This is a genomic window from Pseudomonas sp. BIGb0278, from assembly GCF_024809895.1.
Lineage (GTDB): Bacteria > Pseudomonadota > Gammaproteobacteria > Pseudomonadales > Pseudomonadaceae > Aquipseudomonas > Aquipseudomonas shirazensis.
On record NZ_JANUEL010000001.1, the window covers coordinates 1,118,470 to 1,135,096 of the forward strand.

Annotated in this window: 13 protein-coding genes and 1 pseudogene; 13 read left to right on the top strand and 1 reads right to left on the bottom strand. The window is 62.5% G+C overall.

Annotation, left to right across the window (positions count from 1 at the left end):
• Nucleotides 1–152 precede the first annotated feature (152 nt).
• The 11 genes and pseudogenes from M2396_RS05080 to M2396_RS05125 all read left to right on the top strand — a co-directional run bounded on the left by M2396_RS05080 (nt 153) and on the right by M2396_RS05125 (nt 12,729).
• Complete coding sequence (locus M2396_RS05080; protein ID WP_150571685.1) at nt 153–1,619, top strand: FAD-dependent oxidoreductase; 1,467 nt, start codon at nt 153–155, stop codon at nt 1,617–1,619.
• Between the two features lie 122 nt (nt 1,620–1,741).
• Nucleotides 1,742–2,359, top strand: a complete 618-nt coding sequence (locus M2396_RS05085; RefSeq protein ID WP_101319580.1) for an acyltransferase — start codon at nt 1,742–1,744, stop codon at nt 2,357–2,359.
• Nucleotides 2,352–3,308, top strand: coding sequence for a glycosyltransferase family 2 protein (locus tag M2396_RS05090; RefSeq protein ID WP_101319578.1), 957 nt, complete (start codon nt 2,352–2,354; stop codon nt 3,306–3,308). The genes M2396_RS05085 and M2396_RS05090 overlap by 8 nt, the downstream gene beginning before the upstream one ends.
• Before the next feature lie 8 nt (nt 3,309–3,316).
• Nucleotides 3,317–3,838: a serine O-acetyltransferase gene (locus M2396_RS05095; RefSeq protein WP_150571683.1), complete on the top strand. Its 522-nt coding sequence runs from the start codon at nt 3,317–3,319 to the stop codon at nt 3,836–3,838.
• 56 nt (nt 3,839–3,894) lie between these two features.
• A complete protein-coding gene (locus tag M2396_RS05100) occupies nt 3,895–4,872 on the top strand; it encodes a glycosyltransferase (RefSeq protein WP_150571682.1) in 978 nt (325 codons plus the stop codon).
• A 7-nt stretch (nt 4,873–4,879) separates the two neighbouring features.
• Nucleotides 4,880–5,782 (top strand): annotated as a pseudogene (locus tag M2396_RS24165) (DUF535 family protein); the annotation flags it as partial.
• A 732-nt stretch (nt 5,783–6,514) separates the two neighbouring features.
• The gene (locus M2396_RS24170; RefSeq protein WP_310504229.1) at nt 6,515–7,858 is read left to right on the top strand and encodes a glycosyltransferase family 4 protein; all 1,344 of its coding nucleotides are present in this window, start codon (nt 6,515–6,517) and stop codon (nt 7,856–7,858) included.
• 43 nt (nt 7,859–7,901) lie between these two features.
• The gene (locus M2396_RS05110; protein ID WP_259073546.1) at nt 7,902–9,104 is read left to right on the top strand and encodes a glycosyltransferase family 4 protein; all 1,203 of its coding nucleotides are present in this window, start codon (nt 7,902–7,904) and stop codon (nt 9,102–9,104) included.
• Nucleotides 9,101–10,291, top strand: a complete 1,191-nt coding sequence (locus M2396_RS05115) for a glycosyltransferase family 2 protein (protein WP_220633647.1) — start codon at nt 9,101–9,103, stop codon at nt 10,289–10,291. The genes M2396_RS05110 and M2396_RS05115 overlap by 4 nt, the downstream gene beginning before the upstream one ends.
• Nucleotides 10,288–11,058 carry a WecB/TagA/CpsF family glycosyltransferase gene (locus tag M2396_RS05120; protein WP_259073548.1) on the top strand — a complete coding sequence of 257 codons (771 nt, stop codon included), beginning with the start codon at nt 10,288–10,290 and terminating at the stop codon, nt 11,056–11,058. Before M2396_RS05115 ends, M2396_RS05120 begins: the two co-directional genes overlap by 4 nt.
• A 252-nt stretch (nt 11,059–11,310) precedes the next feature.
• Complete coding sequence (locus M2396_RS05125) at nt 11,311–12,729, top strand: undecaprenyl-phosphate glucose phosphotransferase (RefSeq protein WP_103438780.1); 1,419 nt, start codon at nt 11,311–11,313, stop codon at nt 12,727–12,729.
• Between the two features lie 6 nt (nt 12,730–12,735).
• On the opposite strand, the gene M2396_RS05130 is transcribed toward M2396_RS05125, so the two are convergent.
• The gene (locus M2396_RS05130) at nt 12,736–13,680 is read right to left on the bottom strand and encodes a LysR substrate-binding domain-containing protein (protein ID WP_101319567.1); all 945 of its coding nucleotides are present in this window, start codon (nt 13,678–13,680) and stop codon (nt 12,736–12,738) included.
• A gap of 146 nt (nt 13,681–13,826) precedes the next feature.
• Here M2396_RS05130 and M2396_RS05135 point away from each other — a divergent pair, with 146 nt between their 5' ends.
• Both M2396_RS05135 and M2396_RS05140 read left to right on the top strand, forming a co-directional pair.
• On the top strand, nt 13,827–15,203 hold the full coding sequence (locus tag M2396_RS05135) for an L-serine ammonia-lyase (RefSeq protein ID WP_150571677.1): 1,377 nt from the start codon (nt 13,827–13,829) through the stop codon (nt 15,201–15,203).
• Nucleotides 15,204–15,309: 106 nt separating this feature from the next.
• The gene (locus M2396_RS05140) at nt 15,310–16,617 is read left to right on the top strand and encodes a serine/threonine transporter (protein ID WP_103437375.1); all 1,308 of its coding nucleotides are present in this window, start codon (nt 15,310–15,312) and stop codon (nt 16,615–16,617) included.
• Nucleotides 16,618–16,627: the final 10 nt, after the last annotated feature.

A 16,627-nucleotide genomic window follows, 5' to 3' on the forward strand; every position in this document is an offset into this window, starting at 1 on the left:
GGCTTTCTTCGGGGTTGTGTGGTGTTGGGGATCGGCGGGGCGATGTTTGGCGTGAGTGCCAGCGCGGTGGCAAAGCCTGCCGAGAAAAAGGCCGGGTTCGTGGTGATAAACGGCTGGGTATTGCCTGCTGACTATTTTCGGGACGGGCCGGCATGATCAAGGACTATCAGGCAGACAAAACGCTGCGCGATGATTACGACGTGTGCATCGTCGGTGCCGGCCCAGCCGGCATCACCCTGGCCCTGCGCCTGGCCGCCGGCGGTTGGCGGGTGGTGCTGCTCGAAGCGGGCGGTCATGAATACACCCCGCAGTCGCAGGCATTCTACAAATGCACCTCGACCGGCCTTGAGCTGTACGCTGAAGAAACCCGCCTGCGCTATCTGGGCGGCACCTCAAACCATTGGGCAGGGCGCTGCCGCCCCTTCACCGCATCGGACTTCTCTGTGGCACCACCCGGCGAAATGCCCGGCTGGCCAATCGCCTATGCGGAAATCGAGCAGTACCTTGCTGCTGCCATGGACATCGTCGATCTGCCCGCAGGCGCCGAATTTCACACCATGAATGCTGGGCTGAAGGGCGGCGAGTTCGAAGCAGACCGGTTTCTGCTCAGCCCGCCCACGCGCTTTGCGCAAAAATACGCAGCAGCGCTCAACGACACCCCTGGCCTGGACGTGTTCATCAACTGCAACTGCGTCGATATCGAATTCGCTCAGGATACTGGCCGCGTCGGGGCTGTACTGGTGTCCGACTACAACGGCCAGCGCGCGCGGTTGCAGGCCAGGCACTTCATCCTCGCCACTGGCGCGATCGAGAACGCCCGGCAGTTGCTCAACAGCGAGTCGCTGCGCGCCGCCGGCGTGGTCAGCAAGGACGGCCCGGTCGGCCGCTGCTTCATGGAGCACCTGAACGTCGATATGGGCACCTTTATCCTCAAGGACGGCGAGGATACTGAGTCGCGCCAGTACTACACCACCGACGCCTTCGTTGCCGAGTACCAGGCAGGCAAGGGCAATGTTTCCACGGCGGTGCTGGCCGATGTACAGACCTACGGCAGAACTGCCGAGGTGAAGCACTTTCTGGAAAACCTCGCCTGTGAAATGGGCGTGGCCAGCAAGGTCGAGTTCATCGCCAAGTTCAGTTGTCCTGGCGACGGCATCATCGGCACCATGATCGAGCAGTTTCCCAACCGGCAAAGCCGTATTTCCTTGCTCGACGAGAAGGATGAGCTGGGCGTGGCCAAGGTCAATGTCAATTGGGTGGTGAGTGCAGACGACCGGCATACCATCAAGTGCATCGGCGCCGAGATGGCCAAGCAGTTCGCCGAAATGGGCCTGGGCTTCGTCAAGCTCAACGATTTTGTCTACGAGAGCAGCGTGCCACTGAAGATGGCCCCGCATGCGCATCACATGGGCACCACGCGCATGGCCGCTTCGCCTGAATTTGGCGTGGTGGATGCTGACTGCAAGGTGTTCGCGACCGACAATCTGTATGTCGCCGGCAGCAGTATTTTCGCCAAGGGCGGCGCCTCCAACCCGACCATGCCGCTGATCCAGTTTGCCCTGCGCCTGGCCGATCACCTCAACGCCAGGCTCCGGGCAGCAAGCGGTGCGGTTGTTTGAACGAGTAGTTGCTTCACTGCGGTTGATAACGGGTTGGGTGCGCAAACGGTCGCAAGGACAAAACGAGACCGCAGACGCCTCAGCAACAGTCCAGGGATTGCTTTATTGGCGAGGCAAGCAGCATGTATGGATGGATACGCAACACAATCACGTCGTTTGTGTACTCGACCGGGCGCGGTGGCGCAGCCTATAAAAAAATCTGCAACCCCAATGCCCGTGACTGGGGCGCGTACATGGCGCGCTGGGGCAAGTTTTATTCGGTCGGTACCAATATCCACATCAACCCAGGCTGCAACATCACCGACCCGGCGCTGTTGCGCCTGGGCAGCAATGTCGGCCTGTCCGACTGCACCCTGATCGGCCACGATGCCGTGGTGGCATTGATCGAGGTGTGCTATGGCAAACAGCTCGATTCGGTGGGCTTCATCGATATCAAGGACAACTGCTTTGTCGGTCACGGTGCCATCGTCATGCCGCGGGTGACCATCGGCCCCGACTCGGTAGTGGCGGCAGGCTCGGTGGTGACCAAAGACGTGCCACCCGGCACGGTGGTGGGTGGTAACCCGGCCAGGTTCATCTGCACCACTGCCGAGATGATCCAGCGCGTCGAGGAACGCTGTAATGCCTACCCCTGGATCGACCTGATCAAGAAGCGCGAGGGCGCCTACGACCCGGCACTGGAACCGATGCTGGCCGAGGTCAGGCGCCAGTACTTCTTTGGAGACAACAACAATGGCTAGCAAGCCGGTCGACGTCATGGTCGTCAACTTCAACACCGGCGCCTTGTTGCAGCCGATGTTCGATGCCCTGCGCCGCGCCGACAGCGAAACCCTGGCCAGCTATCTGGTGGTGGACAACGCCTCGGTCGACAACTCGCTGGAACGCCTGGCCGAGGTCTGTCCCGAGGCGCTGCTGGTCAGCAATCGCGACAACGTGGGTTTTGGCCGCGCCAACAATCAATTGCTCGAGCACCTGCAGGGCCGCTATGCGTTGCTGCTCAATACCGACGCCTTCGTCGCCAGCGACACCCTTGAAAAAACCATCGCCTACATGGACCAGCACCCGGACTGCGGCGTGCTCGGCGTGCGCCTGGAAGGACGCGAGGGCGACCTGCAGCCGTGCTGCCGCTACTTTCCCACGCCCTTGAACGTGTTCATTGCGCGTACCGGCCTCAAACGCCTGTTCCCGGGCGTGAAGATGGTCGATGAAATGAACTGGGACCATGATTCGGTCCGCGAATGTGACTGGCTGCCGGGCTGTTACTACCTGGTACGGCGGGAAGTGCTTGATCAGGTCGGCTTGTTCGATCCGCGTTACTTCCTCTATTACGAGGAAGTCGACCACTGCAAGCGGGTCAAGCAGGCTGGCTGGAAGGTGGTGTTCTATCCGCACACGACGGTGGTGCACATCGGCGGCGAGAGCTCCAAGTCAGTGGCCAAGCTCGAGGCTGCCAGCCGGCAGATCTCGGCTTATCAGATCGAAAGCGAACTGCTCTATTTTCGCAAGCACCACGGCGTCTTGGGGCTGATCCTGCATATGCTGCTGGTGTGCGTCGGCGATCTGGTCCTGGCCCTCAAGGCCTTGCTCAAAGGCCGCGGCTGGCCAGCGATCAAGGCGTGCTGGCAGCACAACGTGGCAACCTGGAAGCTGCTGTTTGCCACGCGCCTGGCCAGCCAACCGACACGCTAGGAGAGCCCATGTTCGACAATATTCGCGCTGACTTGCAGGCCTACGGCGGCGACTGGGGCGCCCAGGGCTTCTGGGTGATGCTGGTCTACCGTTTTGGCCGCTGGCGTTACGGCGTGCGCCCGGCGCTGCTACGCAAGTTGTTTTCGCTGATTTACAAAGTGCTGTTCAAGTTTGTCCAGATCATTACCGGCATCGAGCTGCCTTGCGAAGTCGTGGTCGGGCGCAATTTCGTCATCGATCACTTCGGCGGCATCGTCATCAGTGGCTATGCTCGATTTGGTGACGACTGCCGAATTCGCAACGGCGTGGTGGTTGGCCTGAAGAACGTCAGCGAGCCGATTGCGCCGATCATCGGTAACAACGTCGATATCGGTGCGGGTGCAAAAGTGCTGGGCAACATCCGCATTGGCAACAACGTGGTGATCGGTTGCAACGCTGTGGTATTGATCGATGTGCCGGATGACGCCCTGGCGGTCGGAGTGCCAGCAACCGTCAAACTGAAAAAACCTGCATTGTTGGCGCAGGATTGATGACAGCAGAGTGAGCAGATGCGCGCGGTTGCGCTCCGGTTTGGCGAGTGAGGCTCATGGTGACAGGTATCGGCGTAGTGGTGATTGGTCGGAACGAGGGCTTGCGACTGGAGCGTTGCCTGGCCTCGCTTGCAGGGTCAGCGGAGCAGGTGGTGTATGTCGATTCAGGCTCCAGCGACGGTTCGCTGCAACGCGCTGCTGATCATGGTGTGGCAGTGCTGGCGCTGGATCTATCCATACCGTTCACCGCGGCGCGAGCGCGCAACGAAGGTTTCGCCTGCTTGCAGCGGCTGATGCCCGGGATGCGCTACGTGCAGTTCGTTGACGGGGACTGTGAAGTGGCCCGTGGCTGGTTGCCCGCCGCGCAGGCTTTTCTCGATGCCCAGGGCGATGTCGCGGTGGTCTGCGGCCGGCGCCGTGAGCGCTTCCCTGAGCACTCGGTGTACAACCTGCTGTGTGACCTTGAGTGGGACACGCCGATCGGCCAGGCCAAGGCCTGCGGCGGCGATGCGTTGATGCGCGTCGAGGCATTTTTGTCGGTGTCGGGCTTTCGCCCGGAGCTGATTGCCGGCGAAGAGCCGGAGCTGTGCGTACGCCTGCGCAAGCGGGGCTGGAAGATCTGGCGGCTGGACGCGGAAATGACCTTGCATGACGCGGCCATGACCCGTTTCAGCCAGTGGTGGCAGCGCACCTTGCGCGGCGGCTATGCCTTTGCCGAGGGCGCCTGGTTGCATGGCGCGGCGCCCGAGCGGCACTGGCGGCGCGAGTCTCGCCGAGCCTGGCTGTGGGGCCTGCTGATTCCGCTGTTGATCATCCTGCTCAGCCTGATGCTTGGGCCGGTGTGGTTGCTGCTGCTGTTGATCTATCCGCTACAAGCGCTGCGGCTGGCCCGTCGCGGCGCTCGCTCACCGCGTGAGAACTGGCTGCAGGCGGTGTTTCTGGTGCTGGCGAAATTCCCCGAGATGCTCGGCCAGGTCAAGTTTTTGCTGAACAGGTTTGCCGCCGGCAAGTCGGGTTTGATCGAGTACAAGTGAGATGCCGATGATGGTTAGATCGTTAGCGAAAAGCGTGCTCGTGTTGCAACCGGGCTACTCGCTGCGGGCACTGAACAACAAATTCAAGCTGGTACTGGCGATGGCCAGGCAGTGGCCTGAGCTGAGCGCCTTCATGCAGCGCACCTCGTCGGTGCTGGGCAAGCAGCGCATGGCCCGTCTCGGAGTGGACTGCATCGGTGTGGTGCAATGGCCCTACATCAGCAAGTCCTGGAAGGCGCCGCTGCGCTTGAGTGTGCTGGCCTCGCACTATGAGGTGGTCAGCCGCTACCTGCCCACCTTGTTGTTGCTGGGGCGCGACGAGTCGCTGCAACTGTGCGACCTGTCGGCCTTTTCGCCGGGCTGCAGCCTGGTGCTGGACCGGCCGATCTGGTTCAAACGCGAAGGCGAACTGGTGCTCAACCTGTTCCAGGGGGATCTGCGGGTCGCGTCGCTGGCATTCACCCTGTGCCATATGGACGGCCAGTTGAACCTGGTAATCGGCGCGGTGCAGGGCATCCACAAAGGCATCGACAGCGAACGCTCGCTGGCAATCTATCGCGACCTGACCAAGGACTTCGAAGGCATGCGCCCGAGAAGCTTCCTGATCGAAGCGCTCAAGAGCCTGGCACGCACCATTGGCGTGACGCGGATCTATGCCGTGGCCGACGCCTACCGGCATCACCGGCATGCCTATTTCGGGGCAGACAAAGGTGAAGACCTGGCCGCCAACTACGACGTCATCTGGCTCGAGCATGGCGCGGTAGCCTCCGCGCATCAGGACTTCTACAGCCTGCCTGTGGCCGCGGCGCGACGCTCGGCCGACGACATCGCTGCGAAGAAACGGGCCATGTATCGCCGCCGCCACGCGCTGCTGGATCAGGTCTTTGCCAGCATCGAGGCGGCCATTCCCGGCGGGGTTGGCCAGCGTCAGTTGCACAGCCACCGGCAGCGGCTTGGCTCTGCACTGAGGCTGCCTGAAGATGAGCCGGCGATCGGTTCTCGAACCTTCAGCACCAAGGTCGCCAAGTTGATCCGCCTGCTGACCACCGAGCCGCGCGCAGATCAGCGCTTGCGAGCTTACTTGCGCAAGGCGGGTGTCTACCCGACCTTGCGCAAGATCGTTCGCGAGCTGCTCAAGCAAGGGCCGCGGCTGCTCTGGAAGAGCCCGGCGGCGACCCGCACCAAAGTGCCGCTGGCCGCGCCGGCAGTGGCTGCCAGCGAGCTGTTCCCACGGGATGTTCTGCTGCTCAGCGAATTCAGCGCCGACCAGCAGCCGAAAACCCGCCCGGCGCAGTTGCAACGCATGTTTCAAGACCTGGGTCATCACTGCGTTTCGTTTGACTGGCGCGATGCTGGCGCCTGTCAGATTGCTTTGCAAACCTGCTCGGTGGTGATCTTCCACCAGCTACCGGCGGTAGCCGAACTGGCCCCGCTATTTGCCGAGGCCAAGCGGCTCCAGGTCAACTGTTGGTGGGACAGCGACGAGCTGATCTTCGACCCGGTGGCTTATGGCCAACGCGACGATGTTGTCGGGCATAGCGAAGACACCATCAACCGCCTGCTGGCCGCCGTAAACCAGCATCGCCAGGCCCTGTTGGCCTGTGACCAGGCGCTGGCGGCAAGCCCGCCGCTGGCCACGGCCATGCGCGAGGCAGGGGCGAGCCAGGTGTGTCTGGTAGAGACCGCAGAGCAGCTGGGGCAAGTGCTTGCCGCGCCGCCCAGCAAGAGTGTGCGCCGTCTGCTCTCGGCCAACATCTTTTTTGCGCCACGCAGCTTTGGTGGCGCCACGGTCATCGCCGAACAGATGTCGCGGCTGACTGGCGCTACCGGCCGTTGGCAGCAGTTCGTGTTCACGGCCATCCCCGATACCGACGTGCCACGCTACAGCCTGTATCGCTACGAGGCGCAGGGCGCGGCAGTGCTGGGTATGGGCTTGTCGGAACAGATATCCGACCGGGACATGTTCGAGAACCATTCCACCGTGCCGATCTTCGAGGCCGTACTCAAAAGCGTCGCCCCGGACCTGGTGCACCTGCATTCGATCCAGGGCCTCGGCGCGCAGCTGGCCGATTGCTGCGCACGCGCCGGCATCCCATTTGTGGTGACCTTGCATGACGCCTGGTGGATCTGCGGGCGCCAGTTCATGATCAACGATCAAGGCCGTTACTGCGGGCAGACCAGCATTGACCTGGCGGTGTGCGCCACCTGCGTCGACGACGCGGCGCTCAACCAACATCGGCAAAAGCTCCTGGCGGACACGCTCAAGCAAGCCAACCTGTTGCTTGCACCGAGCCGCTTCTGCAAGGACCTGTACGCTGCCAACGGCTTCGATCCGGAGCACATCCAGGTCAACCGCAACGGCATCATGGCGCCGGCGGCCGGTTACCAGAAGCAGCCGGGGCAGACCATTCGCTTTGGCTTTGTCGGCGGTGATTCGACGGTCAAGGGCATCGACGTGATCATCCGCGCCTTCAGCGGCCTGGACCGGTCCGACTACGAGTTGAAGGTGGTCGACAACCTGCTGAACATGGGCTTTCGCTCGTTCAACCGGCACAGCATCAAGATCCCCGGCACGGTGAGCATCATCCCTGGTTACACCCAAGCCACCATGGATGCGTTCTTCTCGGGCATCGATGTGCTGCTGTTCCCCACTCAATGCAAAGAAACCTTCGGCCTGGCAGTACGCGAGGCGCTGGTTCGCGACGTCTGGGTGATCAGTACTCACTCCGGCGGCACGGTCGAGGACATCATCGAGGGGGTCAACGGCACGATCATTCCCTTGAGCGGCGATGAGACCTACCTGCGCCAGGCAATCGTGGCGATTCTCGATGATCAGCCACGCTTCGCTCGGCACCGCAATCCATTCAAGGACAACATCATTGTCTTCAGCGACCAGGCTAGCGAGTTGCTGGGCTTCTATGACGAGGTGCTCAGCGAGGCCGATGCGGCTGCCCGCGAGCCCTCGGCGTTAGGCAGCTGCCAGTAGCAGGCGCGGTTCATTTAATTATTCAGGGATTGATCGATTGCCTATGCGCATAGCTTATTTCATCAATCAGTACCCGAAGGTCAGCCACAGCTTCATTCGCCGCGAAATCCTCGCGCTGGAGCGCCAGGGCATTGAAGTACAGCGGATCGCCCTGCGTGGTTGGGACGGCGAGTTGCAGGACAACGACGATATCGCTGAACGGAGCAAGACCCGCTACGTCCTTGAGGACGGCGTCAAAGGGCTGCTCAAGCCATTGCTTGAAGTTCTGCGCGCTCAGCCGCGGCGGTTTTTCAGTGCGCTGTGGCTGGCCCTGGGCATGAGCCGACGGGCTGACCGCAGCTGGCCTTATCACCTGATCTACCTGGCCGAGGCGTGCCGTGTGGTGCAGTGGTTGCAGGCTTTCGGCGCCGAGCATGTGCACGCTCACTTCGGCACCAATTCGACCGAGGTGGTGATGCTCGCGAATGCCTTGGGCGGGCCGCACTACAGCTTCACCGTGCACGGCCCGGAGGAATTCGACAAACCGCAGTTTCTGCATATCGGTGAGAAGGTCCGCCGTGCGGCGTTTGTCGCCGCCGTCAGCTCTTACGGCCGCAGCCAGCTGTATCGCTGGGTGGCGCACGCCCATTGGGACAAGGTCAAGGTCGTGCACTGCGGGCTGGAAGCGGCCTTCCATGCAGGCCCGCCGGTGCCGGTTCCGGCAGTGCCGCGGCTGGTGTGTGTCGGCCGCTTGTGCGAGCAGAAGGGCCAGTTGCTGTTGCTTGAGGCGGCGCAGAAGTTGGCCGCGCAAGGTACGACGTTCGAGCTGGTGCTGGCCGGCGATGGCGAGATGCGCGCAGAGCTCGAGACCCTGATTGCCCGCTATGGGCTGCAGGGGCAGGTGCGTATTACTGGCTGGATCAGCAGCGGCCAGGTTCGCGAGGAGCTACTCGCCGCTCGCGCCCTGGTCTTGCCCAGCTTTGCCGAAGGCCTGCCAGTGGTGATCATGGAGGCCATGGCCTTGCGCCGCCCGGTGCTGACCACCTATGTGGCGGGCATCCCTGAACTGGTGCGCCCTGGCGAGAATGGCTGGCTGTTCCCAGCAGGGGCGGTACAGGAGCTGGCAGCGGCGATGGCCGACTGCCTTGGGCAACCGGACGAGGTGCTGCAACGTATGGGCGATGCAGCCCATCAGCGGGTGCTGGAGCGCCACGACATCGATACCGAAGCGGCCAAATTGGCCAGCTATTTCAGGGCGGGCGCATGATCACACTGACAAGTTGGCTGCTGGCGCTGTTGGCGCTGTTGATTCTGCTGCCGGTCCTGGTGCTGTTTGCCCAGGTCGTGCTGGCGTGCCTGCCGGCGCGGCCGGTGCCTTTGGCTGCCGGCCCCAGGCCGCGGGTGGCCGTGCTGGTGCCGGCGCACAATGAGTCAGGGGGTGTCAGCGCCACCTTGGCCAGCATCCGTCAGCAATTGCTCGACAGTGATCGCCTGCTGGTAGTCGCCGACAATTGTACTGACAGCACCGCAGCACTGGCTCGCGCGGCCGGCGCCGAGGTGGTCGAGCGCGAGCATCCGCATCTGCGTGGCAAGGGCTATGCCCTGGACTACGGCGTGCGTCAGCTGGCCGCGGCGCCGCCGGAGGTGGTGATCATCATCGACGCCGACTGCCTGTTGAGTGCTGGCTCGATTGAAACTCTGGCGCGTTGCAGCCTCGCCACCGGCCGCCCGGTGCAGGCCCTTGACCTGATGTGCGCGCCTGCCGGGGCCGGGCTCAAGGTGCAAGTCGCCGAGTTCGCCTGGCGAGTAAAGAATCTGGTGCGGCCGCGCGGCTGGGCCCGGATCGGGCTGCCATGCCAATTGATGGGCACCGGCATGGCCTTCGCCTGGGCTGATCTGGCGAAGGCCAATCTGGCCACCGGTCACCTGGTCGAAGACCTGAAGCTGGGCCTGGATTTTTGCCGTGACGGCAAGCCGCCGTTGTTTTGCCCGCAGGCCCAGGTCACCAGCCTGTTCCCCACCAGCGACGACGGCCTCAGCAACCAGCGCACCCGCTGGGAACACGGCCATCTAGGCGTGTTGCTGGCAGAAGGGCCGAAGCTGCTGGGCGCCGCTTTGCTGCAACGCAACGGGCCGTTGTTGGCCATGGCGCTGGACCTGCTGGTGCCACCATTGGCCTTGTTGGTATTGGCCCTGATGGCCATCTTCGTCGTCAGTTGGCTGGCCTTCGCACTGCTCGGCGTGGCCTTTGCCGCAGCCATCGCCAGCCTTGCGCTGGTGCTGATGGGCGCAGCAGTGGTGCTGGCCTGGGCGCGCTTCTCACGCGAGCTGATTCCGTTCTCGGTGTTGCTCTATGCGCCATTCTACGCAGCGAAAAAAATCCCCCTGTACGTGGGTTTTTTGCTCAAGCGTCAGGTGGAATGGGTGCGTTCGAAGCGGGATGACAGTCAATGAATGAGCGGCCATGGCAACAACGCTGGGACGCTATCCTCGGCAAGCTGCTGGTGGTTGTCGATGGGGCTGCCGAGCAACAGCTGATTGCGACCCTTGCGGCGCCCGACCAGGCAACGGTGCTGGGCTTCGTCAATGCTCATGCGCTGAATCTGGTGGCTGCCAGCGAGGGCTATTGTGCGTCGCTGAGCGCGGCTGACCTGCTGCTGCGCGATGGCGCCGGCATGGGCCTGCTGTATCGCCAACTCGCACTTGAGCCAGGCCTGAACATGAACGGGACCGACCTGATTCCCAAACTGATCGCGGCGTACCGGGGCAAACGGGTCGCGCTGTGGGGCACCGAGGAGCCATTCGTGAGCCAGGGCGGTGCTCGCTGTCAGGCGCAGTTTGCAATCGAGCTGGTCTCGGTCGAGCACGGGTTTGCCAACGCTGAACATTACCTTGAGCTCGCCAGGCAGTATCAGCCGCAGTTGATTGTGCTGGGCATGGGCATGCCCAAACAGGAGGCTATCGCAGCGCAACTGGCTGCGGCCGCTGGGCCGTGCCTGATCATTTGTGGCGGCGCCATCCTGGATTTTCTCGGAGGCAAAGTCACCCGCGCGCCGCACTGGGTGCGCCGCTTGAAAGGGGAGTGGGCCTACCGCTTGCTGCGTGAGCCCAGGCGTCTGTTCAAGCGGTATGTGATCGGCAATCCGCTGTTCATGCTGCGTGCGTTGCGCTACCGAAAAGCTGCCGCAAGCGCGGTGCGCAGCGCGCCGAAGCGCATCTGAAATGACCTGCTGAAGGTGGTGCCGGGCACTGCGAATCTGCCAAAAACCGTCGCCACGATGATTCGCCCCGTCGCCTCTCCGTGGTACTGCTACAGTGATATCAAATGCCCCATAACCCCCCCGGAACTACGCCGAATTCAATCGTCGGCGTGCGTGCAGCATTGGCTTGGCAGTGTGTTCAGTCAGTTGGTTGTAATACCAAAGTTGTAAGCAGTGATGTATCGCTGCGCTCACATCTGATGAGGTCTGATGATGGTTTTCGAGCCCCGAAGCAGTCGTTCCTTGCTCCAGCGCAGAAGTGGCGTGAGTAACGCCATTCAGGCTGGGCTTGACGGTATCGCGGTGACTGGCATCGCCTGGTACCTGATCGTTGATCAGTTCGGCTACATCACTTCCGACTACGTGATCATGCTGCTGTTGCTGATCGGTGCGCTGGCAGTGATCTATGACCACTACGGTATCTACCGCAGCAACGTCGGCCTGTCGATCAAGGCGTTTCGCTTGTTCAAGGCGTGGTCGGCGACGTTCTGTTTCTTGATGGTGATGGCGTTTCTGACCAAGCAGAGCGAAACCTACTCACGCTTGCTGGTGGGCAAACTGTTCGTCAGCGGCTATTTCCTGCAGCTGTTCCTGCACTACACAGTGCGCGAAGTGCAGAAGCGCTTCATGGCCAATGCGCTGCGTACCGACAATGCGCTGATCATCGGCACGGGCGATCTTGCCAACTTTCTTTACCTGAAGATCAGCAACAACCCCTGGTTTGGCGAGCGTGTGGTGGGCTGCGTGTGGATCGACAAGCCCGACGAGCAAAGCCGCGTCGCCGGTGACGGCAAACCGCCGGTGCTGGGGCACATCTCCGAGCTCGATGGGCTGGTAGCCAAGCATGCGATCCGCACGGTGTATCTGGTGACGCCGCTGGGCGGCTCGGAGGTCATCAACGACGTCTATCTGAAGCTGCTCGACAAGTGCATTGCGGTCAACTGGGTGCCCGATATCTTCTCGCTGCGGCTGATCAACCACAGCGTGCGGGAAATCGCCGGGATCCCGGTGCTGACTCTGTCGGAAACCCCGCTGACCGGCATGAGCCTGTTCCTCAAGAACCTGGAAGACCGCGTGCTGGCCGCGTTGATCTTGCTCTGTGCTTCGCCGGTGCTGCTGCTGATCGCCCTGGCGATCAAGATCGACAGCCCGGGGCCGGTGTTCTTCCGCCAGGAACGCATGGGCTGGACCGGCGAATCGTTCCGCATCTGGAAATTTCGCAGCATGCACATTCACCCGCTGGAAAACGGCGTGGTCAAGCAGGCGCAGAAAAACGATCCGCGGATTACCAAGGTCGGCGCCTTTATCCGGCGTACCAGCCTGGATGAGTTGCCACAGCTGTTCAATGTGCTGACTGGTGAAATGTCGCTGGTTGGACCACGGCCGCATGCGCTGCATCACGACACGCTGTATTCGCAAGACATCGTCGATTACTTCGCCCGCCACAACATCAAGCCGGGGATGACCGGGCTGGCCCAGGTCCGTGGCTTCAGGGGCGAAACCAAGGACATCGGCCAGATGATCCAGCGGGTCGACTCGGACATCGAGTACATCAACAACTGGTCGTTGTGGCTGGACTTCGTGATCCTGGTGCGCACGCTCAATGCGTTCACCGGCAAACAGGCGTACTGAGCCGGCTCACACATCCAATGCCAGCGGGTGGAGCGCGCGAAACGCCTGCGCTTCTTCCACCAGCCAGTCATGCACGGCACGCGCGCCCGGCTGGTTCAAGCCGCCGGGCGGGTAATGCAGCACGTAGCGCTTGTGGTTGGCCAGCGCTACGCCGAACGGCACGATCAGCGCGCCGCGCTCGAGCTCATCATTGAGCAGGGTGCGCCGCGCTATCGCCACGCCAACCCCGGCAATGGCGGCTTCGATGGTCAGGTGATTGCGGTTGAAGGTGTGCCCGCGGCGCACATTCAACTCACCGGCACCAATGCCCTGCAGATAAAACTCCCACTCAGCGTACTCCGAACTGCCGCGCCAGGCGGTCATGTCGTGCAGCAACGGGTAATGCACCAGGTCAGCCGGCCCGTGCAGCGGCGGCCGGCCACGGAGCAGGGCAGGTGAGCACACCGGGAATATCTGCTCGTCGAGCAGCGGCGTCGACAGCATGCCCGGATAGCTGCCGTCATTGAGGTCGATCGCCAGGTCGAAATCATCCGGGTGCAGGGCCTGGTTGCTGTCTTCGGCCACCAGCCGCAGCTCAAGATCCGGGTAGCGCTGTTGAAAGCGCGGCAGGCGCGGGGTCAGCCACTTGGCCAGAAATGACGGGATCGAGCGCAGGCGCAAGGTGCCACGAATATCGCCGGCGTCCAGCCGCAGCAACTCCGCTTCGATGCTGCCGTAGGCTTCGGCGACCGTCAGCGCCAGGCGCTGGCCTTCGGCGCAAAGCTCGACACCACGGGCCTTGCGCAGGAACAAACGGTAGCCCAGATGCTCTTCGAGCTGGCGCATCTGTTGGCTGACCGCGCCGGGCGTGATGTGTAGTTCCTCGGCGCAGCGGGTGAACGACAAGTGCCGCGCCGCACAGGAAAACACATGCAGCCAGACATAGAACTGGCCAGTAATTTGCCTTCTCATCGTTTAGTCCTGCTAAAGGCTAGCTTAGAAACTTTCGTTGGTCATTGCCGTGGCGGCGCGGCAGTATCGCCCAACTTGGCAACACCGTTCAATTTTTCCAGAGAGCCGTGCGCAGGTGTTCAAGGCCGCCACGGTCAGGCATTAGCATGGCTATCAGTGTTTTCGACCTTTTCAAGATTGGCATCGGCCCCTCCAGCTCCCACACCGTAGGGCCGATGCGCGCCGCCGCAACCTTCGCCCAGGCGCTGCGCGAGCGCGGGCTACTGGCTCAGGTACAGCGGGTCGAGGTGCGCCTGTATGGTTCGCTGTCCGCCACCGGCGTCGGCCATGCCACTGATCGCGCCTGCCTGCTGGGGTTGATGGGGCAGTGGCCTGACCAGATCGATCCGCACAGTATCGAGCCGCGTATCGCCCAGCTGCTGCAGGAGCGCTGCCTGATGCTCGACGGCCGCCAGCCGGTAGACTTCGATTATGGCCGCGACATGCTCCTGCTGGACGAAAGCCTCGCGTACCACCCCAATGCCATGACGCTGAATGCCGAGGGCGAGCAGGGCTGCCTGTTCAGCCAGACCTATTACTCGGTCGGTGGCGGCTTCATCGTCGAGCAAGCCGAGATCGATGCGCCACAGAGCAGCGCCGAGCAGGTCAAGCTGCCTTACGAGTTTTCCAGCGCTGCCGAACTGCTCAGCCTGTGCAAACAGCACGGCCTCAGCGTCAGCCAACTGATGATGGCCAACGAGCGCGCCTGGCGCAGTGAAGATGACATCCGCGCTGGGCTGCTGAAAATCTGGGCCGCGATGCGCGAGTGCGTGGCCAACGGCATGCGCAATGACGGCATCCTGCCCGGTGGGCTCAACGTCAAGCGGCGTGCCGCGCGGCTGCACCGCAGCCTGCAGGAAGTCGGCAAGCCCAACGTGATCGGCTCGACCTTGAGCGCGATGGAGTGGGTCAATCTGTTTGCCCTGGCGGTCAATGAAGAAAACGCCGCTGGCGGGCGCATGGTCACCGCGCCTACCAACGGCGCCGCCGGCATCATCCCCGCCGTGTTGCATTACTACATGAAGTTCAACCCCAGCGCCTGCGACGACGATGTCGTGGCGTTTCTGCTGGCGGCGGCGGCAGTGGGCATTCTGTGCAAGAAAAACGCGTCTATTTCCGGCGCCGAAGTGGGCTGCCAGGGGGAGGTCGGTTCGGCCTGTTCAATGGCCGCCGCGGGCCTGGCCGAGGTGCTCGGCGCGACCGCACCGCAGCTGGAAAACGCCGCCGAAATTGCCCTTGAGCACAACCTCGGGCTGACCTGCGACCCGGTCGGCGGGCTGGTGCAGATCCCCTGCATCGAGCGCAACGCGATTGCCGCCGTCAAGGCCATCAACGCTGTGCAGATGGCCCTGCGCGGCGACGGCGAGCACTTCATCTCCCTCGACCGGGTGATTCGCACCATGCGCGACACCGGCGCCGACATGCACGCCAACTACAAGGAAACCTCACGCGGCGGCCTCGCCGTTGCGTACGTCGAGTGCTGACCCGTACTCGACGGGGCTGAATGCGCATCTGCCAAGGCAGCGTGCATTCAGCTCCAAGGCACTACCCGCTGTATCAGCGACAAAAATAACTACAAGGCGATATCTGATGACCGATGTACATAGCACCACGACTGTTCGTGCGGATGCGGCCGTTGCGGCTGCAGCGGTGGATGCAACCCGCTGGAACCGCCATGACACCACCTGGGCTCTGGGCCTGTATGGCACGGCGATTGGCGCCGGAACGTTGTTCCTGCCAATCAACGCTGGGGTCGGCGGCTTCTGGCCGTTGATGATCCTCGCGCTGCTGGCGTTGCCGATGACCTTCTATGCACATCGGGCCTTGACCCGCTTTGTCCTGTCCGGTCGCAAGAGCGGCAACGAGGACATCACCGAGGTGGTCGAGGAGCACTTCGGCACCGGCGCCGGCAAGCTGATCACCTTGCTGTACTTTCTGGCGATTTTCCCGATCCTGCTGGTGTACAGCGTTGCCCTGACCAATACCCTGAGCAGTTTTCTCGAGCATCAGTTGCACGTGACGGCGCCGCCGCGGGTGCTGCTGTCGCTGCTGCTGATCTGCGGTCTGATGGTGATCGTGCGCTGCGGCCAACAGATGATCGTCAAGGCCATGAGCATCCTGGTCTATCCCTTCGTCGCCTCGCTGTTGCTGCTGGCCCTGAGCCTGATCCCGAACTGGAACGGCGCCTTCCTCGCCCAGGCCAGTGAAGGCATCAGCGTCAACAAATTGCTGCTGACGTTGTGGCTGGCGATCCCGGTCATGGTCTTCTCGTTCAACCACTCGCCGATCATCTCGGCCTTTGCCGTCGACCAAAAGCACCGTTATGGCGCCGACGCTGACCGCAAGAGCGGCCGCACGCTGGCAACCGCGCACGTGATGATGGTGCTGACGGTGATGTTCTTCTGCTTCAGTTGCGTGCTGGCGTTGAGCCCCGCCGACCTGGCGGCCGCCAAGGAGCAGAACATCTCGGTGTTGTCGTACCTGGCCAACCACTTCCAGACCCCGGTGATCGCGTTCGTGGCACCGCTGATTGCCCTGGTGGCAATCACCAAGTCGTTCCTCGGCCACTACATCGGCGCTAGCGAGGGCTTCCAGGGCATGATCGTCAAGAGCCTGCGCGGGCGCGGCAAAGCCTGGCCGGCCAAGCGTCTGGAGCGGGTTACCGCGCTGTTCATGGTGCTGACGTGCTGGGCGGTCGCCACCCTCAACCCGAGCATCCTGCGCCTGATCGAAAGCATGGGCGGCCCGGTGATTGCCTGCCTGCTGTTTCTGATGCCGATGTACGCCGTACGCAAGGTGCCGGCGCTGCGCAAGTACTCGGGCAAGCTGTCCAATGTGTTCGTTACCTTGATCGGTTTGATCACCTTGTCGGCGATCTTCTACAGCTTCTTCGCCTGACCCAGCTCAA